The organism is Streptomyces sp. SKN60, from assembly GCF_026236535.1.
Lineage (GTDB): Bacteria > Actinomycetota > Actinomycetes > Streptomycetales > Streptomycetaceae > Streptomyces.
Window position 1 is genome coordinate 14787 of the sequence record NZ_JAHTMW010000008.1, and the last position, 22875, is coordinate 37661.

Consider the following 22875-nt stretch of genomic DNA (forward strand, 5'->3'; position numbering starts at 1 on the left):
GGCTGCGGGTGCACGGTTGTGCGGGATCGCCCGGGCGCGGTGCCCGGCGCCGGGCAGGGCGGCGGGCGTCCGGGCGGGGGGGCGTCCGGGCGGGGGGCTCGGGCGTCGCCCGGAGCCCGGGCCGGCCGGGCCGTGACTGGCCGCACGGTCAGGCGTGGGTCGGCGCGCTCAGGCGCGCAGCCGCAGGCCGCGCGGGGTGGCGTGGAAGCCGGCCGCCTCCAGCGGTCGGGAGAGCGGGGAGGTCAGGGCGGTCGCCCCGTTGATCCGCTCCACCGTGACCGTGCCCAGCGAGCCCGCCGAGGCCGCGGCCGCCAGCGCCTCCGCGGCGGCCTTCAGCGCCGGGGAGTCCGGCTCGGCGGGCCAGGAGAGCAGCGTCTTGCCGCCGCGCTCCATGTAGAGCGTCAGCTCGCCGTCGACCAGGACCACCATGGCGCCCGCCTTGCGGCCCGGCTTGTGGCCGGCGCCGGTGGGCGGCTCGGGCCAGGACAGGGCCGCCCCGTACGCGTTCGCCGGGTCGGCCGCCGCCAGGACCACCGCCTTCGGGCCCGCGCCCTCCTCGGCGCCCCGGTCCCGGGCGTTCGCGGCGGCCCGCAGCCGGTCCACCGCCCCGTCCATGGCGAACTGGGCCGCGCCCAGACCCTCCACCACATAGCCGCGGCGGGCCTGCCCGCTGTCCTCGAAGGCGGACAGGATCCGGTACGTGGCGGAGAAGCCGCCCTCCACGCCCTCGGCGGCCACCGCGCCCCGGGTGACCACACCGTGCCGGTCGAGCAGCGTACGGGCCAGGGCATGGGCCCGGTGGGTCGGCTCCGGCTCCAGGGGCGGCAGCAGCGACCAGCGGCCGCTCACCGTGGGCGGCCCGGTGCGGGAGGCCGGGCGGGCGGCGGCGCTCAGCGTCCCGTACCGGCCGCGCGGGACCGTGCGGCGGGCGCGGTGCGCCGTGGAGCCGGCCGTGCGGCCCGAGCCGAGCAGCGAGCGCAGCGGGGCCAGGGTGTCGTTGGTGAGCCGCCCGGACCAGGCCAGGTCCCACAGGACGTCGGCGAGCTGCGGGTCGGTGGCGTCCGGGTGGGTGGTGGCCCGGACCTGGTCGGCGATCTGGCGGAAGAACAGTCCGTACCCCCCGGAGAGGATGCCGAGGACGGACTCGTGGAGCCCGGTGAGCTCCAGCGGGCGCGGCGGCGGCAGGAGCAGCGGCGCCGCGTCCGCGAGATAGAGGGAGATCCAGCCGTCCTTGCCGGGCAGGGACCCGGCGCCCGCCCACAGGACCTCGCCCGTGGTGGTCAGCTCGTCGAGGAGCGCGGGGGAGTAGTCCCGCACCCGGGACGGCAGGATCAGCTTCTCCAGGGCCGAGGCGGGCACGGGGGCGCCCTGCAGCTGCTCGATCGCCCGCGCCAGGCCGTCGATTCCGCGCAGGCCGTTGCTCCCCAGGTGCTGCCACTGGGGCAGGAAGGTGGCGAGCGCGGCCGGCGGGACCGGCTCCAGCTCGTGCCGCAGGGCGGCGAGGGAGCGGCGGCGCAGACGTCTGAGGACGGCGGCGTCGCACCATTCCTGGCCGATGCCCGAGGGGTGGAACTCTCCTTGTACGACGCGGCCGGCGGCGGCCAGGCGCTGCAGCGCGCCGTCGGTGACCGCCGGGCCCAGGCCGAAGCGGGCGGCGGCCTCGGAGGACGTGAACGGGCCGTGGGTACGGGCGTGCCGGGCGAGCAGATCGCCCAGCGGGTCCTTCACCGGCTCGGTGAACGCCTCCGGCACGCCCACCGGCAGCGCCGTGCCCAGCGCGTCCCGCAGCCGGCCCGCGTCCTCGATCGCCGCCCAGTGGTCGGCGCCCGAGATCCGCACCCGGATCGCGCGCCGGGCCCGGGACAGCTCCTCGGCCCAGCCGGGCTCGGCGCCCCGCTCGGCCAGCTCGGCCGTGGTCAGCGGACCGAGCACGCGCAGGGCGTCGGCGACGCCCTCCGCGTCCTTGATCCGCCGGTCCTCGGTCAGCCACTGGAGCTCCCGCTCGAGCTCCGTGAGCACGTCGGCGTCGAGCAGCTCCCGCAGCTCGGCCTGCCCGAGGAGCTCGGCGAGCAGCCGGGAGTCCAGGGACAGGGCGGCGGCCCGGCGCTCGGCGAGCGGCGAGTCGCCCTCGTACAGGAACTGGGCGACATAGCCGAAGAGGAGGGAGCGGGCGAACGGGGACGGCTCCGGGGTGGTGACCTCCACCAGGCGCACCCGGCGGGACTCGATGTCGCCCATCAGCTCGCGCAGACCGGGGACGTCGAAGACGTCCTGGAGGCATTCGCGGACCGCCTCCAGGACGATCGGGAAGGAGCCGAACTCGCTCGCCACCTGCAGCAGTTGCGCCGCCCGCTGGCGCTGCTGCCACAGCGGTGTGCGCTTGCCCGGATTGCGCTTGGGAAGCAGCAGGGCGCGCGCCGCGCACTCGCGGAAGCGGGAGGCGAACAGCGCCGAGCCGCCGACCTGGTCGGTGACGATCTGCTCGACCTCGCCCTGGTCGAAGGCGACGTCGGCGGCGCCCACCGGCGCCTGGTCGGCGTCGAAGACGGTGTCGGCGAGCCGGCTCGGATCCACCGGCTCGCTGTCGAGCAGGTCGAGGCCCATCAGATCCGCGTCCGGCAGCCGCAGCACGATGCCGTCGTCGGCGTGCATCACCTGCGCGTCCATCCCGTACCGCTCGGCGAGCCGGGCGCCGAGGGCCAGCGCCCACGGGGCGTGCACCTGCGCGCCGAACGGGGAGTGCACCACCACCCGCCAGTCGCCCAGCTCGTCCCGGAACCGCTCCACCAGGATCGTCCGGTCGTCCGGGACATGGCCGCAGGCCTCGCGCTGCTCCGCGAGATACGCGATGACGTTGTCCGCCGCCCAGGCGTCGAGCCCGGCGGCGAGCAGCCGCAGCCGGGCGTCGTCCGGCGCGAGGGCCCCCACCTCGCGCAGGAACGCGCCGAGCGCCCGGCCCAGTTCGAGCGGACGGCCCAGCTGGTCGCCCTTCCAGAACGGCAGCCGCCCCGGCACGCCCGGCGCGGGCGACACCAGGACCCGGTCGCGGGTGATGTCCTCGATCCGCCAGGACGTGGTGCCCAGCGTGAACACGTCGCCGACCCGCGACTCGTACACCATCTCCTCGTCGAGCTCGCCGACCCGGCCGCCGCCCTTCTTCGGGTCGGCGCCCGCCAGGAACACCCCGAACAGACCCCGGTCGGGGATCGTGCCGCCCGAGGTGACCGCGAGCCGCTGCGCGCCGGGGCGGCCGGTGACCGTGCCCGCGACCCGGTCCCACACCACGCGCGGGCGCAGTTCGGCGAAGGCGTCCGAGGGATAGCGTCCGGCCAGCATGTCCAGGACCGCCGTGAACGCCGACTCGGGCAGCGCCGCGAACGGCGCCGCCCGGCGCACCGTCGCGAGCAGGTCGTCCACCTGCCAGGAGTCCAGAGAGACCATCGCCACCAGCTGCTGGGCGAGCACGTCCAGCGGATTCGCCGGGATCCGCATCGACTCGATGGAGCCGGACCGCATCCGCTCGGTGACCACCGCCGACTGCACCAGATCGCCCCGGTACTTCGGGAAGACCACGCCCGTCGACACCGCGCCCACCTGGTGCCCCGCGCGGCCCACCCGCTGGAGCCCGGAGGCGACCGAGGGCGGCGACTCGACCTGCACCACCAGGTCCACCGCGCCCATGTCGATGCCCAGCTCCAGGCTGGACGTCGCCACCACCGCCGGCAGCCGGCCCGCCTTCAGATCCTCCTCGACCTGGGCGCGCTGCTCCTTGGACACCGAGCCGTGGTGCGCCCGGGCGAGCAGCGGCGGCGCCCCCCGGGCCGCGCCCGACTGGGCCATGATCTCGGCGGGCGGCTTGTCGTCGGGCAGGGCCTCGCCGGTGGCCCGCTCGTACGCGATCTCGTTCAGCCGGTTGCAGAGGCGCTCGGCGAGCCGGCGCGAGTTCGCGAACACGATCGTCGAGCGGTGCGCCTGCACCAGGTCGGCGATGCGCTCCTCCACATGCGGCCAGATCGACGGCCGGTCGCCGCCGTCGCCCGCGTCGGAGGCGGGGGAGCCGCCCAGCTCACCCATGTCCTCGACCGGCACGACCACCGAGAGGTCGAACTCCTTGCCCGACGGCGGCTGGACGATCTCCACCTTCCGCTGCGGCGACAGATAGCGCGCCACCTCCTCCACCGGCCGCACCGTCGCGGAGAGCCCGATCCGGCGGGCCGGGCGCGGCAACAGCTCGTCCAGCCGCTCCAGGGAGAGCGCCAGATGCGCGCCGCGCTTGGTGCCGGCGACCGCATGGACCTCGTCGAGGATCACCGTCTCCACGCCCGCGAGCGCGTCCCGGGTTGCCGAGGTCAGCATCAGGAACAGCGACTCGGGCGTGGTGATCAGGATGTCCGGCGGCCGGGTCGCCAGCGCCCGGCGCTCGGCCGGCGGGGTGTCGCCGGACCGGATCCCCACCTTCACGTCGGGCTCGGGCAGTCCGAGCCGGACCGACTCCTGCCGGATGCCGGTCAGCGGCGAGCGCAGATTCCGCTCCACGTCGACGGCCAGCGCCTTCAGCGGTGACACGTACAGCACCCGGCAGCGCTTCTTCGCGTCGGCGGGCGGCGGCACCGCCGCCAGCCGGTCGAGCGAGGCCAGGAAGGCGGCCAGGGTCTTGCCCGAACCGGTCGGCGCCACGACGAGCACGTCCGAACCCGCGCCGATGGCCTTCCAGGCACCCTCCTGAGCGGCGGTGGGCGCGTGGAAGGCCCCGGTGAACCAGCCGCGGGTCGCGGGCGAGAACGAGTCGAGTGCGGACCTGACCATGTCCCCCATCGTGCACCCCACCACTGACAACGGCCCGGACCTGGGAAAACCCGCTGGTGGTGGGCCCGGGCGGGGGGCGCAGAATGGGGAGATGAGCACTCCCGACGCGCCGAACCCGCCGACGGGCGCCGCCGCGGCTCCCGGGTCGCGGGCCGCGGGCGGCCCGGCGGACGTCGCCGGGACTTCCGGGAGCTCCCGGGCCACCGGCGCAGCGGCCGGGCGCGAGGGCACCGGCGGTGGCGTTCCCGGCACCGGGTCCCCGCGTGGGCATGCCGTTGCCGAGGGCGACCTCAGCGGGGCTCCCGCCGCCTCCGGGCGGGCCGGGGAGCGCGCGCGGTACTGGCGGCCGGACGGGCTGCCGGGGGTGGACCTGCTGCACGCGCACTACGTGCGGAAGAGCTTCTCCCGGCACACCCACGAGAGCTTCGTCTTCGCCGCCATCACCGAGGGCGTCGAGGCCTTCCACTACGGCAGCGACCTCGTGCACGCCGGGCCCGGCCAGATCGCGCTCGTCAATCCGGACACCCCCCACACCGGGCACGCGGGCGTGCCCGAGGGCTGGACCTACCGCACGATCTACCCCGACGCCGAACTGATCCGCGGCATCGCCGCCGACACCCTCGCGCTGCGCGGGGACGCCGGCTTCACCCAGCCCGTCGTGGACGACCCGTACGCCGCCCGGCTCGTCGTCGGCGTGCACCGGGCCGCCGAGGAGGGCAACGCGCTGGCCGCCGACAGCCTGCTGCGCCTGGTCACCGCGCGGATGCTGCGCAGCCACGGCGGCCGGGTGACGCCGCTGGCCCCGCTCGCCGCCGGGGCGCGGGACGCGGCACGCGCGCGTGCCGTCCTGGAGGAGCGGATGGCCGATCCGCCGACCCTGGAGCGGCTCGCCGCCGAGCTCGGCACCAGCCCCTTCGCACTGCTGCGGGCCTTCCGCGCCGCGTACGGGATGCCGCCGCACACCTGGCTCACCGACGCCCGGGTCCGGCGGGCGCGCCGCCTCCTGGACACGGGGACGCCCCCGGCGGAGGCCGCCGTCGCCGTCGGCTTCACCGACCAGCCACACCTGAACCGGCACTTCACCCGCAGCGTCGGGGTGCCCCCGGGGGCCTACCAGCGGGCCCGCGGCCTGCGCTGAGGCCGTCCGGGGGCCGTCCGGGGGCCGCAAGAACGTACAAGACCGGCCGCCGCCCCGCCCCGTACCGTCGCCGACGTGGCAGAACAGACAGCAACCCCACCAGCAACCCTCGGGACAGCCGACACGAAGAGCGACGCCGCCGTCGTCCGGGACGCGCTCGGGGTCGGGATCGCGGTCGGGCTCTCCGGCTTCGCCTTCGGCGTGACCTCGGCGGGCGCGGGGCTCAGCCTGCTCCAGACCTGCGCGCTCAGCCTGCTCGTCTTCACCGGCGCCTCGCAGTTCGCGCTGGTGGGAGCGCTCGCCGCGGGCGGCAACCCGTTCACGGCCGCCGCCGGCGCCTTCTTCCTCGGCACCCGCAACGCCTTCTACGGGCTGCGCCTGTCCCAGCTGCTCGCGCTGCGCCGGTTCGCCCGCCCGTTCGCCGCGCAGTGGGTGATCGACGAGACCACGGCCGTCGCCCTCGCCCAGCCGGACCGCCGCACCGCGCGGATCGGCTTCACCGTCACCGGCCTCACCCTCTACGTGCTGTGGAACGTCACCACGCTGCTCGGCGCGCTCGGCGCCGAGGCCATCGGCGACACCAATGCCTGGGGCCTGGACGCGGCCGGGCCCGCCGTCTTCCTCGCGCTGCTCGCGCCGATGCTGAAGAGCACCACCGAGCGGGCCACCGCCGCCCTCGCCGTACTCCTCGGCCTCGGACTGCTCCCGGTCCTGCCGGCCGGCGTGCCGGTGCTCGCCGCCGCGCTCGCCGCCCCCGCCGTGCTCTTCTTCCGCGGCCGGTCGAAGACGTCGAAGACCTCGCAGCGACCGGAGGACGCCCGATGAACGTCTGGATCGCCATCGCGCTGACCGCCGGCGGCTGCTACCTGGTCAAGCTGCTCGGCCTGCTCGTGCCCGCCGACACCCTGGAGCGCCCGCTCGTCCGGAAGCTCGCCGCGCTCGTCCCGGTCGCCCTGCTCGCCGCGCTCACCGCCCAGCAGACCTTCAGCAGCCAGGGCGCGCTGACCGTCGACGCCCGCGCCGCCGGGCTCGCCGCCGCGGCCGTCGCCCTCGTCCTGCGCGCGCCCTTCCTGGTGGTCGTCGGCGCGGCCGTCGCGGTCACGGCCGGCGTCCGGGCCCTGGGAGGCTGACCCCGCCCCGGCCCCCTGGACCACCGCAACCTTCAGGCGTCAGCCGATCGACCGCCCGTGCGCCCGCAGCGTGCGCAGCGCCTCCACGGTGACCACCGGCCGGGCCTCCAGGGCGGAGCCCGGCGCCCACTGCCGCCAGTTGACCGGCCAGCCGCCGTCCTCCTCCTGGGCCGCCGCGAGGTGGTCCAGGGAGCGGGCCATCTCCTCGTCCGTGAACCAGCGGCGGGCCAGCGAGTCCGGCACGCGCGCGTAGTCGTACGGGTAGTGGTGCTCGCCCGGCGCGTAGCCCTCGGCCACCGGGTAGTCCTCGGGCCGGTCCGGGTCGAGCACGACCAGGCCCCCCTCGCGCACCAGCCGCCCGAGCCGGTCGCTCGCCGCCTGGGCCCTGGCCCGGTCCGGGACCCCGTCGAGGAAGGCGACGGCGGCCTGGATCTCGTACGGATGCGACTTCTCCAGCGCGTCCACGGCCGCCCAGCAGAACTCGGTGGCGCGGAACAGCCAGGCGTGCCAGACCTGGTTGCGGTGCAGCAGGCCGACCACCGGCCCGGTGGTGAGCAGCTCGCTCGGCGGGTCGTCGACGACCGGGACGAACGGGGCCGTCGGATAGCCGCGCTGCGAGGGGTGGACGGCGGGCAGGGCGCCGTCGTGCGTGGACACCTCGGTGAGATAGCGGCAGATCCGCTCGACCCGCAGCCCGCCGCAGCGGCCGATGGAGTCGAGCACGCGCAGCGCGTGCGCGGTGTGCAGCGGCTGGCTGACCGGACCGCGCAGATCGGGTTCGAGGGCGTGGCCGTAGCCGCCGTCCTCGTTGAGGTAGGCGCTGAGCGCGGTCTCGACGGGGTCGGCGCCGCCGCGCAGGAAGTGGTAGGCGAACCGGCGCTGTTCGAGCACGCGGGCAGTCAGCCAGACGAACTGCTCGGCCCGCGCCAGGGGAGTCGGCTGCGACGCGGACGGAGCGGGGGTTTCTGGAGGATTTCCGGCCATGTTCCGACCGTAGGAGGAAAAGCGCGGCTGACAAGGGCTTCGGCCCGGGCTGCACTCGTCGGGCGGGATACTGGGGTCATGCGGTTGACGATTTTCTGGGAACGGATGACCGAACACTTCGGTTCGTCCTATGTGGAGTCCTTCGCCCGGGACCACGTGATGGCGGAACTGGGCGGACGCACCGTGCACCAGGCGCTCGACGCGGGCTGGGAGGCCAAGGACGTCTGGCGGGCGGTCTGCGCGGCCGTCGGCGTGCCCGCCGAGAACAGATGATGTGACGGCTCCGGGACGGAATGTCCGCGCGGTGCGCGAGACTGGCGGAGTGGCCCCGACTGACGTGAACGACGAGAAGACCGACGAGACGGACGACCCCATCGATCCCGGCACCCCGCGCACCGCCCCCGCTGCCCGCAGCGCACCCACCGAGCCCACCGATCCCACTGAGCCCACCACCCCCGCGGCCCCTGCCGATCCCGCGGACCCGGCCGCCGACGCCGGCCGTCCCGCGTCGCGGATGCCGCGCTGGCTGCCCCGCGCCCTGGTCCTCGCGCTCGCCCTCTACGCCTGCTTCCAGCTCGGCAGCTGGGCCTTCCACCAGCTCGTCGGGCTGCTCGTCAACGTCCTGCTCGCCTTCTTCCTGGCGCTCGCCATCGAGCCGGCGGTCGGACGGATGGCGGCGCGCGGGATGCGCCGGGGGCTCGCCACCTTCATCGTCTTCTTCGGCGTGCTGGTCTTCGGCGTCGGCTTCGTCGTGCTCCTCGGCTCGATGCTCGCCGGCCAGATCGTCGACATGGTCGAGAACTTCCCGAAGTACCTCGACTCGCTGATCAACTGGGCCAACCAGCACTTCCACACCGAGCTGTCCCGGCTCGAGGTGCAGGACAGCGTGCTGCGCTCCGGCTGGCTGCAGAAGTACGTGCAGAACAGCGCCTCCGGTGTGCTCGACGTCTCCGCGACCCTCCTCGGCGGGCTCTTCAAGCTGCTGACGATCTTCCTCTTCGCCTTCTACTTCGCCGCCGACGGGCCCCGGCTGCGCCGCGCCCTGTGCTCGGTGCTCCCGCCGGCCAAGCAGACCGAGGTGCTGCGCGCCTGGGAGATCGCCGTCGACAAGACCGGCGGCTATCTCTACTCGCGCGGACTGATGGCGCTGATCTCCGGTGTCGCGCACTTCGTGCTCTTCGAGATCCTGGGCGTGCCCTACGCGCCCGCGCTCGCCGTCTGGGTGGGTCTCGTCTCGCAGTTCATCCCGACCATCGGCACCTATCTGGCGGGCGCCCTGCCGATGCTGATCGCCTTCACCGTGGACCCCTGGTACGCGCTGTGGGTGCTGGTCTTCGTCGTGGTCTACCAGCAGTTCGAGAACTACATGCTGCAGCCCAAGCTGACCTCGAAGACCGTGGACATCCATCCGGCCGTGGCCTTCGGCTCGGTGATCGCGGGCACCGCGCTGCTCGGCGCGGTCGGCGCGCTGATCGCCATCCCCGCCGTCGCCACCCTGCAGGCCTTCCTCGGCGCCTATGTGAAGCGGTACGACGTCACCGACGACCCCCGCGTCCACGGCCACCGGCGCTACGGCGAGGCGGTCGTGGCCCGGCTGCAGAAGGCGCTGCACGCCAAGAAGGAGCAGCCGGGACGAGACGCCGGGCCGGCACCGGACGGCGCCACCGCGGGCGAGGGCGCTCAGAAGTAGGACGGGCCGGTCACCCGGTGCCCGAAGAGGCGCCGGATCCAGAGCTGGACACCCAGCATCGGCACGGTGACGGCGAGCAGCACCGGGACGAGCAGCCGCAGGGTGGCCGGGCCGGCGGCGTGGGAGCCCGGGGCCAGGACGCTGCCGGCCGCGAGCGGCAGACCGCCGAGCAGCACCGCCGTGAGCGCGAAGGGGTGCCAGGGCCTGCCCGCCCGCCCGACGAGCCGGCGGGCCCGCTCGTACGGCACTCCCGTCAGGCGCAGGGCGGCGAAGCCGAGGCCGTGCGCGGCGAGCAGCGCGGCCACCGCGAGGGCGGTGAGCACGGCGACGGGCCCGCCGGCCGGCTCGTACGGGCGGCCGGTGAGGAGCGCCGCGAGCAGCCAGCCGGTGGCGAGCGCCAGGCCCCAGCTGCCGGCGGTCACGGCGCCGTCGCACAGCGCCCGCCAGCGCGGGCCGGGGCCGCGCTGCCGCGTCCACAGGCCCAGATCCCGTACGACCAGGGCGGCGAGCAGCGCGACGAGCACCGGGAGCTGACCGGTGAGCAGCCGGCCCTCCAGCTCGGGGAAGCAGCCGGCGAGGACGCCCGCGAGGGCGACCAGCCACACCTCGTTCGCCAGGAAGAACGGCGCGAAGGCGGCGATCACGAGCCGCCGTTCGCGGGCGTCGCGGCCCAGGTACGGGGTGAGCATGCCGGTGCCGATGTCCGCGCCGCCCAGCACGAACCAGCCGGCGGCGAAGAGGGCGAGCAGGGCGAGGGCGAGGGTGTCCACGGGCTCGCGGCTCCTTCCTGAGAGGGGCGGACGGGTGCCGGGGCTGTGAGGTCAGTAGCGGGCGGCGGGCAGTGCGTCGGCGGGGTCCGGCGCGTCGCCGTCGGCCTGCTCGTCGTGGCCGAGCCCGCCCTCGACGGGGCCGCGCCGGGCGTGCCGGGCGAGCAACCAGGCGTTGAGGACGGCGAGCAGCACGAAGAGCGTGGTGAAGACGGCGAGCGAGAGCCGCATCGCGCCGGGGGAGAGGCCGGAGACCGCGTCCTCGGTCTTCAGCAGGCCGTACACCACCCAGGGCTGGCGGCCCGCCTCGCGGAACACCCAGCCGCTGATCATCGCGACGTACGGCAGCGGCACCGCGGCCATCAGGGCCAGATGCCAGAGCCGGAAGCGGAAGACGGCTCTTCTGAAGCAGGCGAGGATCAAACCCGCGAAGCTGAAATACATCATCAGGGCGAAGCAGATGAGCATGATCAGCCCCGCACCGCGGGTCCAGCCGACCGAGGGGACGTAGTCCCCGGGGCCGAAGCGGGCGACCAGATCCGCCTGGAGGCGCGCGATCTCCGCGGTCCGCTGCCCGAACACCGCCGACTTCATCGGCTGGAAGGTGCTGAGCGCGGAGAGCTGCAGCCCGCCGAAGACGGCCGTCACCATCAGCGCCGGGAACGACAGGAACACCCCGATGCGCAGGCTGCGCCCGAAGAACTCCCACTCGGGGGAGCGCCGGAACAGGTGGTAGGCGCTCACGCCCGCCATGAAGAACCCCGCCGTGAGCAGCGCCCCGGCCACCACGTGCCCGAAGGCGAGCAGCGCGGACGGGTTGGTGAGCACCGCCACCGGGTCGTCCAGGACCAGGACCCCGTCCTCCGTGCGGTGGCCGACGGGGTGGTTGAGGAAGCCGTTGGAGACCAGGATCCAGTAGGCGGAGAGATACGCGGTGAGCGCCACGATCCAGATCGCGGCCAGGTGCACCCAGCGGTTGAGCCGGTGCCAGCCGAAGATCCACAGACCGAGGAAGGTCGACTCGACGAAGAAGGCCACGATCGTCTCGACCGCGAGCGAGGCGCCGAAGACGTTCCCGGCGTAGTGGGTGAGCCCGCTCCAGCTCATGCCGAACTGGAACTCCATCACGATGCCGGTGACGATCCCGACCGCGTAGTTGATCACGTACAGCTGGCCCCAGAAGCGCACCAGACGCGCGTCCAGCGGCGTGCCGGAGAAGGTCGCCCGGGTCTGCAGCACGGCGACGACCGTCGCGAGGCCCAGGGTGAGGGCGACGAAGAGGAAGTGGCCGCCCGCGGTGAGGGCGAACTGCAGCCGCGCGAGATCGAGTACGTCCTGGTTCACCCCGCAAGCGTCGGCGTACGGCCATGGGCGGCGCGTCGCCCGCCGGTGGACACCCGTCCTACCCCTCGGGTTGCGGCCCCGGCCGGGCGCGTACCCCCGTGGTTGCGGCCGCCGGGCTTGGTCCCCTAGGGGATGCTCAGGCCAGCCAGCCGGGGGTGATCATCCCCGACTCGTACGCCAGGATCACCAGCTGCGCCCGGTCCCGCGCGTCCAGCTTGGTCATGATCCGGCTGACATGGGTCTTGGCGGTCGCGGGGGAGAGCACGAGCCGCCGGGCGATCTCGTCGTTGGAGAGCCCGGCCCCGACCAGGCCCATGACCTCCCGCTCGCGCTCGGTCAGCGCGTTGAGCCGGGGGCTCGGGTCCGGGCGGGGCGCGCGGCCCGCGAACTCGGCGATCAGCCGGCGGGTCACCGCGGGGGCGATCAGGGCGTCGCCGCGCGCCACCACCCGCACCCCGTGCAGCAGCTCCTCCGGCTCGGTGTCCTTCACCAGGAAGCCGCTCGCGCCGGCGCGCAGCGCCCCGTACACGTAGTCGTCGACGTCGAAGGTGGTGAGGATGACCACCCGCACCCCTTCGAGGGCCGGGTCCTGCGTGATCCGGCGGGTGGCCTCCAGACCGTCCAGGACCGGCATCCGGACGTCCATCAGGACCACGTCCGGGCGCAGCTCGCGGGCGAGCGCCACCGCCCGCTCGCCGTCGGCGGCCTCCCCGACCACCTCGATGTCGTCCTCGTCGGCCAGGATCGACCGGAAGCCGGCCCGGACCAGGGTCTGGTCGTCGGCGAGCACGACGCGGATCATGCGGAGTCCCCCTCGGGAGCGATTTCGGGCGCGGGCGCGGACGTGGGCGCGGACGGCGGGAACGGGAGCCGGGCGTCGACCCGGAAGCCGCCGGGAATGTTACGGGCCGTCAGCTCGCCGCCGAAGGCGCGGGCCCGCTCGGCCATGCCCCGGATGCCGCTGCCCGGCGGCCGGTCATCGGGCGCGCCTCCGCCGTCGTCCTCGACGCGCAGCCGCAGCGCGTCCGGGCCCCAGTCGAGCGCAACGAGCACCGAGCGGGCCGCCGCGTGCCGGGTCACGTTGGTCAGCGACTCCTGCACGATCCGGTACGCGGCGAGGTCGAGCGGCGGCGGCAGCGGCACCGGCGTCCCGCCGACCCGGGTGCGCACCTCCAGGCCGGCGCTCGCGGCCCGCTCCACCAGCTCCGGCAGCAGCGCGAGCCCGGAGGCCGGGGCGGTCGGCGCCGCCTCGCCGGCCCCGCGCAGCACCCCGAGGGTGGCGCGCAGCTCGCGCAGCGCCTCCTTGCTGGTGTCCCGTACGGCCCGCAGCGCCTCCTCGGCGGCGGCCAGACCCTGCGCGGCGGCGGGCTTCTTGCCGAGCCGGTGCAGCGCGGCGCCGGACTGCACGTTGATCAGCGAGATGCTGTGGCCGAGGATGTCGTGCACCTCCCGGGCGATCCGCAGCCGCTCCTCGGTGGCGCTCTGCCGGGCCCGGGCCTCCTGCTCCCGCTCGGCGGCGAGGGCGCGCTGCTCCACCTCGCGCAGATAGGCGACCCGGTTGCGCTGGGCGCGGCCGACCGCGACCAGGCTGATCAGCCAGCCGGCCATCATCGCGAGCGAGGTGTCGTCGATCTGCCGGTGTCCCGGCCGCTGTCGGATCTCGCCGAGGCCGACCGCGAGCAGCGTCACGGCCGCCAGCGCGACGGCGGCGGCGAACCGGCCCTCGGCGGCGGTGGTGTAGAGCGCGACCGCGAAGGCGATGAGGAGCGGGCCGTCCTGGGCGGACAGCGGGTAGTAGACGGCGCACGCGAGGAGCGTGACCACGGCGACCGCCACGGGCTGCCGGCGGCGCAGGACGAGCGCGCCGCAGCCGGTCAGGATCAGCGCCCAGCCGAGCGCGGTGCGCCCGGCCGGCTCCGGCTCGTAGCGCGCCACGACCAGGGTCCAGACCGCCGTGACGAGGAACACGACCAGCGCCACGAGCGCGTCGCGGAGGTCGCGCGACCGGAGGCTGAGGGGCATGTTCCGAAGCATAGGCACGGGCCGGGAGCCGTTGCCGGACACCGGCGTGGTGCGCTTGACACGAAAATCGAACATCCATTCTTATGGGGGTGCAGGGCCTTGGGAACACGGGGTTGTGGCCGGGTTTTCCACAGGCTGGAGGGGACGTCGGAGCCCGTTGTCAGTGGCAGGGGTTAGCGTCTTTCCCATGAAGCGATCGACTCAAGCAAACCGGGTGGAACCCATGGCAGGAACCGACCGCGAGAAGGCGCTCGACGCCGCGCTCGCACAGATTGAACGGCAATTCGGCAAGGGTGCCGTCATGCGCATGGGGGAGCGCTCGAAGGAGCCGATCGAGGTCATCCCGACCGGGTCGACCGCCCTCGACGTCGCCCTCGGCGTCGGCGGCCTGCCGCGCGGCCGCGTCGTCGAGATCTACGGCCCGGAGTCCTCCGGCAAGACGACCCTGACCCTGCACGCCGTGGCCAACGCGCAGAAGGCCGGCGGCCAGGTCGCCTTCGTGGACGCCGAGCACGCCCTCGACCCCGAGTACGCCCGCAAGCTGGGCGTCGACGTCGACAACCTCATCCTGTCCCAGCCGGACAACGGTGAGCAGGCCCTCGAGATCGTCGACATGCTGGTCCGCTCCGGCGCCCTCGACCTCATCGTCATCGACTCCGTCGCCGCGCTCGTCCCGCGCGCGGAGATCGAGGGCGAGATGGGCGACTCGCACGTCGGCCTCCAGGCCCGGCTGATGAGCCAGGCCCTGCGGAAGATCACCAGCGCGCTCAACCAGTCCAAGACCACCGCGATCTTCATCAACCAGCTCCGCGAGAAGATCGGCGTCATGTTCGGCTCGCCGGAGACCACGACCGGTGGCCGCGCCCTGAAGTTCTACGCCTCGGTGCGCCTCGACATCCGCCGCATCGAGACCCTCAAGGACGGCACGGACGCGGTGGGCAACCGCACCCGCGTCAAGGTCGTCAAGAACAAGGTCGCGCCCCCCTTCAAGCAGGCCGAGTTCGACATCCTCTACGGCCAGGGCATCAGCCGCGAGGGCGGCCTGATCGACATGGGCGTGGAGCACGGCTTCGTGCGCAAGGCCGGTGCCTGGTACACGTACGAGGGCGACCAGCTGGGCCAGGGCAAGGAGAACGCCCGCAACTTCCTGAAGGACAACCCCGACCTCGCCAACGAGATCGAGAAGAAGATCAAGGAGAAGCTGGGCGTCGGCGTGCGGCCCGAGGAGCCCTCGGCCGAGCCGGGCGCGGACGCGGCGAGCGGCGCGGACGCGGCGGGCGACGACGCCAAGTCCGTCCCGGCGCCGGCCAAGGCCGGCAAGGTGACCAAGGCCACCACGGCCAAGAGCTGACCCGGTGACCGGCCGCACCGAATGGCCGGACGACAGCCCCGACTCGTCGAGGGCCGAGAAGGAGCTGTCGTCCCAGGATCCGGCTGAGCGGGCGCGGGCGATCTGCCTGCGCCTGCTCACCGGAACCCCCCGCACGCGCAAGCAGCTGGCCGACGCGCTGCGCAAGCGGGAGATCCCCGACGAGATCGCCGACGAGGTGCTCTCCCGCTTCGAGGACGTCGGACTCATCGACGACGCCGCCTTCGCCGGGGCCTGGGTCGAGTCCCGGCACCACGGCCGGGGCCTCGCCCGCCGCGCGCTCGCCCGGGAGCTGCGCACCAAGGGCGTCGACCCCACCCTGATCCAGGAAGCGGTCGAGCAGCTCGACTCGGACCAGGAGGAGGCCCGCGCCCGCGAGCTGGTCGCCCGCAAGCTCCGGGCCACCCGAGGCCTGGAGCGCGACCGCCGCCTCCGCCGCCTCGCCGGCATGCTCGCCCGCAAGGGCTACCCGGAGGGCATGGCCCTACGGGTGGTCCGCCAGGCCCTGGAGGCGGAGGGCGAGGACACGGACGGGCTGGACGAGCCCTTCTAGCTCAGCGGCCATGTGTGGTGGCCGCTGAGCCGGCTGGTCATCCGTCACCGGCTCATGCGTCACCGGCTCATCCGTCACGGGCTCAGCCGGTGACGGAGAAGACCACCCGGACGCCGGTGGTGCTGTTGATGCGTTCGTTGAGGCCCCAGATTCGCTTGGAGACCGGGGCGTAGCCGAGGTTCTGGGTGTAGATCGGGGACGTGGTGTAGACGTGCGGGGCGTCGTCGGGCAGGGCCCGGTGGATGCACGAGTAGTCGGCGTTCGGGTCGCCCGAGCCGCCGCCCACGCCCGACGGGCAGGTGCCGCTCATGTACCAGTAGGTGCCGTTGGTGGTGGCGCCCCCCATGTCCCATACGGGTGAGACGAAGCCGCGCGTGGCGTGGCTGACGCCGTGGCCGGACGGGTCGCTGGTGGTGGGAAGGGCGGTGAGGTAGTTGAGCGGCCAGCGGATGACGCGCCCACCGGACCCGCCCTTGACGTACTCGGCGGAGACCAGGCCGTCCTGGCCCGTGCGGTCAAGGCTGAGGGAGTTCAGACAGGGCGTCGTCCCACTGGTGACGACGCAGGCCTGGTTGTCGGCGCCGGTCGTCCGGTACTTGCCGATCATGGGCAGGGCGTAGCTGCTCCAGCGCGCCGAGGACACGCCTCCGGTGATGCCGACAGCCTCCTGGCTCGAGTTGACCTTCCAGATGTGCTGGAGGTCGTAGACCTGGAGCCAGCGCCCGTTGGCCACGAACACCTTGTTGCCGTACCAGACGACACCGTCGGCATGCGTTCCCTGGACCGCCTTGAAGTTGCCGTCTCCGCCCGCGACGGATCCGGTCGGCTCGACCAGCAGCAGGTGGTTGTAGCTGATCTTCCCGTTGTCGGCGTTGACCAGACTCACCCGGGCGAACTCGTTCGGGACGGCCTCGGCGGTGCCCATCTTCCGGCTGAAGTGCCAGGAGGCGAGGAAGGCGGTGCGCCCGTCCACCAGTCCGTCGGGCTGTGCGTCGTACGAGCCGGTGAGACCCTGCGGGGTCCAGCCGCCCGCCTCGGTGTACGAGTTGGACGTGTCGTCACCCTTGTCCCAGCAGAAACCGCTGGGGGAAAGGCTCGCCGAAAGGCCCGTGTCGTGGCACAGGCCGGAAGCGCCGGTCCGGCCACCGGAGGTGAGCACTGCGGTCGAGTTCAGCCGGGTGATCGCGCCACCCGCCTCCACGGCGTTGATCGCCTCGCCGTAGACATCGAAGGAGTTCTTCGACTGCCCGTCGAAGGACGACACCGGGTCAAGGGTGAACTGCCCGGCCGTCGCCGGATCCAACTCCGAGAACGCCATCGCGGCGTGCGCGGGTCCGGCCGCCACCGTGGACCCCGCGGTGATGGCGAGGCCCGCCACGAGCGTGGTGACGACATGCTTCCATGATCTTGTCATGCGGCGAACCCTAACAACGGGCCCGCACGGCTCCGCCCGGTGGACGAAGGCCCTTTGCCGGACTGCCGGACTGCCGGACCGCCGGATCAGGCGGGACGGCCGGCCTCCATGGCGGGGTCGCCCAGGACCGGCTCCTCCTCGCAGGGCGCGCTGCCGCCCCGTACCGCGTCGGCCGCCGCGTGCAGCTCCTCCGGGCGCACACCGGCGAAGGCGGCGGCCAGGTGGCCGTCCGGGCGGACCAGGAGGACCGCGTGGGCGGGGGCGCCGGGGTAGGCCTCGGTGACCAGGAGCTCGGCCGGGGCCGGGAGGGTGTCCACGGCCTCGGCGAGCCGGGGCATCACGCCCGCGCTCACCCAGTGCCGCCGGTCCCAGACCCCGGTGCCCGGGGCGACCAGGAGCACCAGGAGCCGGCCCTGCCCGAGGCGGTCGCGGAGCCGTACCGTCGTGCCGTCGGGCGCGGTCACCCGGACGTCCTCGACCGGACCCCCGTCCGGGGTGCCCACCGGGATCCGGCCCTCGGCCGGTTCGGGCGCCAGCGGCGAGTGCGGATAGGCGGGCAGTGCGCCCAGCGGGCCGCGGCCCAGATGCCCGTCGGTGAGCAGGACGTCGTGGCTGCGGCCGCCGCCGGGCAGGATCGTGCGCAGCCCCCCGCCGCCGCGCAGCACCGGAAGAGCCTGGTCGGCCGCGCGCAGCAGCCCCGCGACGGCGGCCCGGCGCTCGCTCTGGTAGCTGTCGAGCAGCACCGGCGAGGCGTCCCGGTGGTGCCAGCTGTACGCCAGCTTCCAGGCCAGGTTGTCGACGTCCCGCAGCCCCTCGTCGAGGCCCTGGGTGCCGACCGCGCCGAGCAGGTGCGCCGCGTCGCCGGCGAGCAGGACCCGGTCCACCCGCCAGCGCCGGGCGAGCCGGTGGTGCACGGTGTAGACGCCGGTGTCGATCAGGTCGTACGGCGGGGTGACGCCCTCGCACCAGCCGGCCAGGGTGTCGCGGATGCGGGTGACGAGCGCGTCGGGGGTGACCAGTTCGCCGCGCGGCGGCAGCAGCCAGTCGATCCGCCACAGCCCGTCGGGCAGCGGCCGGGCGCTGATCTCGTCGCCGGCGCCCCGCCACGGCGGCTGACGGTGCAGCAGGGCCTCGCCGGCCCAGGGGAGTTCGGTGCGCAGCGCGGCGACCGCGTGCCGTTCGACGGCGGTCCGTCCGGGGAAGCGGATGCCGAGCAGCTTGCGCACGGTGGAACGGGCGCCGTCGCAGCCGACCAGATGGCTGCCGCGCCACCAGGTGCCGTCCGGGCCGCGGGTGTGGGCGCTGACGCCGTGCGCGTCCTGCTCGATCGTGTCGACCCGGGACTCGGCGACCAGAGTGATCAGGTCCTGGCGGGCGATGGCGTCGCGCAGCCCGCGGGCCAGGGCGTGCTGGGTGACGTGCAGCGGGGCGGCGGGTCCGGCGGGCTCGCCGGCCGGGCCGTCCGGTCCGTCGGTCTCGCCGTCGCCGGTGCCCGGGCCGAGGCCCAGGTCGAGCCGGACGTGCCGGGTCTGCTGGCGGCGGCGCATCGAGCGCCAGCCGACCCACCGCACCCCTTCGTCACGCAGGGTGGCGCAGCCGAGGCGTTCGAGGAGGGCGGCCATGTCGGCGCGGAGCACCACGGTGCGGGCGGGCCGCGGCTCCTCCTTGCCGGCGCTCTCGTCGAGGACGACGCTGGGCACGTCCTGGGCGGCCAGGGCGAGGGAGAGCGCGAGGCCGACGGGCCCCGCGCCCACGATGATCACCGGGTCCACGGCGCGGCTCCTGAAGGCTTGCGAGGCCGTACGGTCATGCGGGTTGCACAGCAGAGTGTGGCGCTGGCCCGGAGCTTGATCACAGAACGTATGCAACCCACTGGGGGTGCCCGCGTCAAGTGAGCGGGGGCAGCGGCGTCGCCACTGCCCCCGGATGATGTCACACGCCGTCAGTTCTTCGTGACGCCAGGGCCGTCGGCGGGTCCCGCGGCCGGTCCCGCACCCGGTCCGGCCGCCGCCGCGTCGGCGGCGTCCACGGCCTCCGCGGTGGCCTGCGCGGGCAGGACGGCGGTCACGACCGGGTCGGCGACCTTGATGCCGGTCTTCGCCCGGCGGCCGCGCCGCTCGATCCAGGTGGCGAGCGCGGAGAGGGCCAGGCACAGCGCGATGTAGATGGCGCCGAAGACCACGATCACGGACACGTACGGGTACTGGCCGTTGACCAGCGTGTTGGAGGCGATCAGCCGGGCCGAGTAGAGCAGCTCGGGGTAGAGGATCACGAAGCCGAGCGAGGTGTCCTTGAGGGTCACCACCAGCTGGCTGATGATCGTCGGCAGCATCGACCGGACCGCCTGCGGCAGCAGGACGCTGGTCATCACCTGGGTCTTGGTCATGCCGAGCGCGTAGGCCGCCTCGCGCTGGCCGCGCGGCACCGCGTTGACGCCGGCGCGCAGCACCTCGGCCTGCACACAGCCGTTGTAGACCGACAGGCCGAGGGCGAGCGCCCACATCGAGTAGTCGGTGAGGAAGGCGACCCAGACCGCGAAGATCGTGATGAGCAGCGGGATGGAGCGGAAGACCTCGATGAAGGTGGTGGCCGCCCAGCGGACCGGCTTGTGGTCGGAGAGCCGGCCGACGGCGAGCAGCACGCCGAGGACGAGGGAGCCGACGGCCGCCAGGCCGAAGGCCTTGAGGGTGGACAGCAGGGCGTCGGCGATGTTCTGCCGGATGCCCGCGTAGTTGAAGATGTCCCACATCTCGGGGGCGAGATGCCCCTTGTCGCTCAGCCGCAGCACGCTGACGGCGAGCAGGGCGAGGATCGCGAGGCTGCCGACGACCGCGTAGATCCGGTTGCGGACCTTGGCCTTGGGGCCGGGCGCGTCGAAGAGAACGCTGGCGCTCATCGGGCGACCTCCATGTTGCGCTCGAAGAGTCGGAAGAGGCCGCTGATGGCGAAGGTGATGACGAGGTAGGCGGCGGCCACCCAGAGGAAGATCGGGATGATCGCGTAGCCCTGCTCGCTCATCAGCGTCTGCCAGCCGAAGAGTTCGGTGACGCTGAAGGCACCGGCGATGGCCGAGTTCTTGGTCAGCGCGATGAAGATCGAGCTCAGCGGCGGCAGCACGGTACGGGTGGCCTGCGGCAGCACGATCATGCGCAGCGTCTGCGAGAAGGTCAGACCGAGCGAGCGGGCGGCCTCGGCCTGGCCCAGCGGCACGGTGCTGATGCCGGAGCGGACGGCCTCGCACACGAAGGAGGAGGTGTAGAAGCCCAGCGCCAGCGAGGCGAGCACGAAGGGGCTCATGCCCGGGAAGAGGATCTCCGGGACGACGAAGAAGAAGACCAGGAAGAGCAGCGTCAGCGGGGTGTTGCGCAGCAGCGTCACCCACGCGGTGCCGAAGGCGCGCAGCGGGGGGACGGGGGAGACCCGGAAGCCGGCCACGACGATGCCGAGGACCAGCGCGATCACCGAGCTGACGGCGGTGATCTCCACGGTTCCTATGAATCCGTTGCGGAACTCCGCGAAATGGTCGAGCAGTACGTTCATGAGGACTCCGCGTCGGCAGTCGGCGGCGGGCTTGCGTGCGGCAGGCGTACGGGCAGGCGTACGCCGAGGCACAGGCGTACGGGCAGGGGGAGGCGGGGCGCCCCGCAGCCCCGAGGGGAGGGGGACGGGGCTACGGGGCGCTCACGCCGGATCAGTAGCGGACGAGCGCCGGCGGCTCGGTGTAGGCCGAGCCGGAGAGGCCGAGGGTGGCCTCGTAGATCTTCTTGTAGGTGCCGTCCTTCTCGTGGGTCTCCAGGATGTCGCTCACCTTGTCGCGCAGGACCTTGTCGTCCTTGTTCATGCCGATGCCGTACGGCTCCTTGGTGAACGGCTTGCCGACGACCTTGAGCTTGCCGGCGTTGGCGGCCGCGTAACCCTTGAGGATCGAGTCGTCGGTGGTGACCGCGTCGACCTGCTTGGTGAGCAGCTGCTGCACGCAGTCGGAGTACTTGCCGAGCTCGACGGTCTCCGCGCCGTACTGCGGCTTCTTGATCTCCTGGAGCGGGGTCGAGCCCGTGATCGAGCAGACCTTCTTGCCCTTCAGGCTCTCCGGGCCGGTGATCGCGGTCTCGTCCTTGCGGACCAGGAGGTCGGCGCCGGCCTGGTAGTACGGACCCGCGAAGCCGACCTGCGCCTTGCGCTTGTCGTTGATCGTGTAGGTGCCGACGTAGTAGTCGACCTGGCCGGTGGAGATGGCGGTCTCGCGGAGCTTGGAGTCGACCGTCTTCCACTCGATCTGGTCCTCGGAGAAGCCCAGGTCGGCGGCGATCATCTTGGCGATCTCGATGTCGAAGCCGGAGCGCTTCTTCGTCGCCTGGTCCTCGAAGCCGAGGTACGGCTGGTCGGCCTTGGAGCCGATGATCAGCTTGCCGCGCTCCTTGGCCTTCTTGAAGGTCGCCGAGTCCAGGGTCACGCCGCTCGCCACGGTGTACGTGGGGAGCTTGGGGGCGCTGGCGTCGCCGGGCTTCGTGGCGGGCTTGTCGCCGGCCGAGCCCTCCTTGCCGCCACAGGCGGTCGCGGTCAGAGCGAGCACGGCGACGGCCACGGCCGCGGTCTTGCGGAGCTTCATCGTGAACATCCCTCAGGTCGTGGTTGGTTGATCGTCAGTGTGCAGCAAGTCGCTCGCCGTCACTCAGGAGTTCCGGCGTCGAGGAGTCGCGGGCGTCGCGCCTCGGTGGTCCTCGGTGGTCCTCGGTGGTCCTCAGTGGTGCAGGATCTTCGAGAGGAAGTCCTTGGCGCGGTCGCTGCGCGGGTTGCTGAAGAACTCGTCGGGGGTGGCCTGTTCCACGATGCGGCCGTCGGCCATGAAGACGACGCGGTTGGCGGCGGAGCGGGCGAAGCCCATCTCGTGGGTGACGACCACCATCGTCATGCCCTCCTGGGCCAGCTGCTGCATGACCTCAAGGACCTCGTTGATCATCTCCGGGTCGAGCGCCGAGGTCGGCTCGTCGAACAGGATGACCTTGGGGTCCATGGCGAGCGCGCGGGCGATCGCGACGCGCTGCTGCTGTCCGCCGGAGAGCTGCGCCGGGTACTTGTCGGCCTGGGTGCCGACACCGACCCGGTCGAGCAGCGCGCGGGCCTTGGCCTCCGCCGCCTTCTTCTCCGTCCGGCGGACCTTGACCTGCCCCAGCATCACGTTCTCGAGCACCGTCTTGTGCGCGAAGAGGTTGAAGGACTGGAAGACCATGCCGACGTCCGACCGCAGCCGCGCCAGCTCCCTGCCCTCCTGGGGCAGCGGCCGGCCGTCGATGGTGATGCTGCCGGAGTCGATCGTCTCCAGCCGGTTGATCGTGCGGCACAGCGTGGACTTGCCGGACCCGGACGGACCGATCACCACGACGACCTCGCCCCGGTGGATCGACAGGTCGATGTCCTGCAGCACGTGCAGCGCGCCGAAGTGCTTGTTCACGTCGGACAGCACGACCAGCTCGTCCGTGGCCGGCGCGGCGTCCTCCGGACCCGAACCCGAACCCTTGGTCACTGACACTCCGCTCATCGGCTTCTCGCTCCGTCCTGCTCGGTTGGAGAGGACACTAGAGACCGGGCGTACGGAGCGTCACCACATCTGAGCGAAGTTTGAGCATAACGATACGGTCGCATCCGGACACTCTGCGT

General features: G+C 73.3%; 18 protein-coding genes and 1 pseudogene. 7 read left to right on the forward strand and 12 right to left on the reverse strand.

The window, feature by feature from the left end; all coding sequences use genetic code 11:
• Positions 1-168: 168 nt before the first annotated feature.
• On the reverse strand, positions 169-4806 hold the full coding sequence (locus KV205_RS14950; RefSeq protein ID WP_265864839.1) for an ATP-dependent helicase: 4638 nt from the start codon (positions 4804-4806) through the stop codon (positions 169-171).
• A gap of 355 nt (positions 4807-5161) precedes the next feature.
• Here KV205_RS14950 and KV205_RS14955 point away from each other — a divergent pair.
• The 3 genes and pseudogenes from KV205_RS14955 to KV205_RS14965 form a co-directional block, all read left to right on the forward strand.
• Positions 5162-5932: pseudogene (locus KV205_RS14955) on the forward strand (AraC family transcriptional regulator); the annotation flags it as partial.
• An 87-nt stretch (positions 5933-6019) separates the two neighbouring features.
• Entirely contained in the window at positions 6020-6769 is a 750-nt protein-coding gene (locus KV205_RS14960) for an AzlC family ABC transporter permease (protein ID WP_265864840.1), read from the forward strand.
• Positions 6766-7074, forward strand: coding sequence for an AzlD domain-containing protein (locus KV205_RS14965; protein WP_265864841.1), 309 nt, complete (start codon positions 6766-6768; stop codon positions 7072-7074). Before KV205_RS14960 ends, KV205_RS14965 begins: the two co-directional genes overlap by 4 nt.
• Positions 7075-7113: 39 nt before the next feature.
• On the opposite strand, the gene KV205_RS14970 is transcribed toward KV205_RS14965, so the two are convergent.
• Positions 7114-8058 (reverse strand): hypothetical protein, encoded by a 945-nt coding sequence (locus KV205_RS14970; RefSeq protein WP_265864842.1) that lies wholly within the window; start codon positions 8056-8058, stop codon positions 7114-7116.
• A gap of 78 nt (positions 8059-8136) precedes the next feature.
• Between KV205_RS14970 and KV205_RS14975 the strand changes: the two genes are divergently transcribed.
• Positions 8137-8331, forward strand: coding sequence for a DUF3046 domain-containing protein (locus KV205_RS14975; RefSeq protein ID WP_265864843.1), 195 nt, complete (start codon positions 8137-8139; stop codon positions 8329-8331).
• A 241-nt stretch (positions 8332-8572) separates the two neighbouring features.
• Positions 8573-9748: an AI-2E family transporter gene (locus tag KV205_RS14980; protein WP_306806317.1), complete on the forward strand. Its 1176-nt coding sequence runs from the start codon at positions 8573-8575 to the stop codon at positions 9746-9748.
• Here KV205_RS14980 and KV205_RS14985 read toward each other — a convergent pair.
• The 4 genes from KV205_RS14985 to KV205_RS15000 all read right to left on the reverse strand — a co-directional run bounded on the left by KV205_RS14985 (position 9739) and on the right by KV205_RS15000 (position 13881).
• Complete coding sequence (locus KV205_RS14985) at positions 9739-10518, reverse strand: cytochrome d ubiquinol oxidase subunit II (protein WP_265864845.1); 780 nt, start codon at positions 10516-10518, stop codon at positions 9739-9741. The genes KV205_RS14980 and KV205_RS14985 overlap by 10 nt on opposite strands.
• Before the next feature lie 51 nt (positions 10519-10569).
• The gene (locus KV205_RS14990; RefSeq protein ID WP_265864846.1) at positions 10570-11859 is read right to left on the reverse strand and encodes a cytochrome ubiquinol oxidase subunit I; all 1290 of its coding nucleotides are present in this window, start codon (positions 11857-11859) and stop codon (positions 10570-10572) included.
• 136 nt (positions 11860-11995) lie between these two features.
• A complete protein-coding gene (locus tag KV205_RS14995) occupies positions 11996-12661 on the reverse strand; it encodes a response regulator transcription factor (protein ID WP_265864847.1) in 666 nt (221 codons plus the stop codon).
• Positions 12658-13881 carry a sensor histidine kinase gene (locus KV205_RS15000; protein ID WP_265864848.1) on the reverse strand — a complete coding sequence of 408 codons (1224 nt, stop codon included), beginning with the start codon at positions 13879-13881 and terminating at the stop codon, positions 12658-12660. The genes KV205_RS14995 and KV205_RS15000 overlap by 4 nt, the downstream gene beginning before the upstream one ends.
• A gap of 223 nt (positions 13882-14104) precedes the next feature.
• On the opposite strand from KV205_RS15000, the gene recA reads away from it, so the two are divergent.
• Both recA and recX read left to right on the forward strand, forming a co-directional pair.
• Complete coding sequence (gene recA, locus KV205_RS15005; protein ID WP_265864849.1) at positions 14105-15232, forward strand: recombinase RecA; 1128 nt, start codon at positions 14105-14107, stop codon at positions 15230-15232.
• Positions 15233-15236: 4 nt separating this feature from the next.
• Positions 15237-15803, forward strand: coding sequence for a recombination regulator RecX (recX, locus tag KV205_RS15010; RefSeq protein WP_265864850.1), 567 nt, complete (start codon positions 15237-15239; stop codon positions 15801-15803).
• An 82-nt stretch (positions 15804-15885) separates the two neighbouring features.
• Here the strand turns inward: recX and KV205_RS15015 are convergent, their stop codons facing one another.
• The 6 genes from KV205_RS15015 to KV205_RS15040 all read right to left on the reverse strand — a co-directional run bounded on the left by KV205_RS15015 (position 15886) and on the right by KV205_RS15040 (position 22756).
• The gene (locus KV205_RS15015; protein ID WP_265864851.1) at positions 15886-17217 is read right to left on the reverse strand and encodes a hypothetical protein; all 1332 of its coding nucleotides are present in this window, start codon (positions 17215-17217) and stop codon (positions 15886-15888) included.
• A gap of 86 nt (positions 17218-17303) precedes the next feature.
• A complete protein-coding gene (locus KV205_RS15020) occupies positions 17304-18989 on the reverse strand; it encodes an FAD-dependent monooxygenase (RefSeq protein WP_265864852.1) in 1686 nt (561 codons plus the stop codon).
• Between the two features lie 170 nt (positions 18990-19159).
• Positions 19160-20113, reverse strand: coding sequence for an amino acid ABC transporter permease (locus KV205_RS15025; RefSeq protein WP_265864853.1), 954 nt, complete (start codon positions 20111-20113; stop codon positions 19160-19162).
• A complete protein-coding gene (locus KV205_RS15030; protein WP_265864854.1) occupies positions 20110-20757 on the reverse strand; it encodes an amino acid ABC transporter permease in 648 nt (215 codons plus the stop codon). Before KV205_RS15030 ends, KV205_RS15025 begins: the two co-directional genes overlap by 4 nt.
• 151 nt (positions 20758-20908) lie before the next feature.
• Entirely contained in the window at positions 20909-21826 is a 918-nt protein-coding gene (locus KV205_RS15035) for a glutamate ABC transporter substrate-binding protein (RefSeq protein ID WP_265864855.1), read from the reverse strand.
• Between the two features lie 132 nt (positions 21827-21958).
• Positions 21959-22756 (reverse strand): amino acid ABC transporter ATP-binding protein, encoded by a 798-nt coding sequence (locus KV205_RS15040; RefSeq protein WP_274710471.1) that lies wholly within the window; start codon positions 22754-22756, stop codon positions 21959-21961.
• Between the last annotated feature and the right edge of the window lie 119 nt (positions 22757-22875).

What these genes read in the sequence shown, in the direction of transcription:
- KV205_RS14950 (WP_265864839.1), bottom strand. Translation starts at nt 4,806, where the DNA reads ATGGTCAGGTCCGCACTCGACTCGTTCTCGCCCGCGACCCGCGGCTGG.
- KV205_RS14965 (WP_265864841.1), top strand. Translation starts at nt 6,766, where the DNA reads ATGAACGTCTGGATCGCCATCGCGCTGACCGCCGGCGGCTGCTACCTG.
- KV205_RS14970 (WP_265864842.1), bottom strand. Translation starts at nt 8,058, where the DNA reads ATGGCCGGAAATCCTCCAGAAACCCCCGCTCCGTCCGCGTCGCAGCCG.
- KV205_RS14975 (WP_265864843.1), top strand. Translation starts at nt 8,137, where the DNA reads ATGCGGTTGACGATTTTCTGGGAACGGATGACCGAACACTTCGGTTCG.
- KV205_RS14980 (WP_306806317.1), top strand. Translation starts at nt 8,573, where the DNA reads ATGCCGCGCTGGCTGCCCCGCGCCCTGGTCCTCGCGCTCGCCCTCTAC.
- KV205_RS14995 (WP_265864847.1), bottom strand. Translation starts at nt 12,661, where the DNA reads ATGATCCGCGTCGTGCTCGCCGACGACCAGACCCTGGTCCGGGCCGGC.
- KV205_RS15000 (WP_265864848.1), bottom strand. Translation starts at nt 13,881, where the DNA reads ATGCCCCTCAGCCTCCGGTCGCGCGACCTCCGCGACGCGCTCGTGGCG.
- recA (WP_265864849.1), top strand. Translation starts at nt 14,105, where the DNA reads ATGGCAGGAACCGACCGCGAGAAGGCGCTCGACGCCGCGCTCGCACAG.
- KV205_RS15015 (WP_265864851.1), bottom strand. Translation starts at nt 17,217, where the DNA reads ATGACAAGATCATGGAAGCATGTCGTCACCACGCTCGTGGCGGGCCTC.
- KV205_RS15025 (WP_265864853.1), bottom strand. Translation starts at nt 20,113, where the DNA reads ATGAGCGCCAGCGTTCTCTTCGACGCGCCCGGCCCCAAGGCCAAGGTC.
- KV205_RS15030 (WP_265864854.1), bottom strand. Translation starts at nt 20,757, where the DNA reads ATGAACGTACTGCTCGACCATTTCGCGGAGTTCCGCAACGGATTCATA.
- KV205_RS15035 (WP_265864855.1), bottom strand. Translation starts at nt 21,826, where the DNA reads ATGAAGCTCCGCAAGACCGCGGCCGTGGCCGTCGCCGTGCTCGCTCTG.
- KV205_RS15040 (WP_274710471.1), bottom strand. Translation starts at nt 22,756, where the DNA reads ATGAGCGGAGTGTCAGTGACCAAGGGTTCGGGTTCGGGTCCGGAGGAC.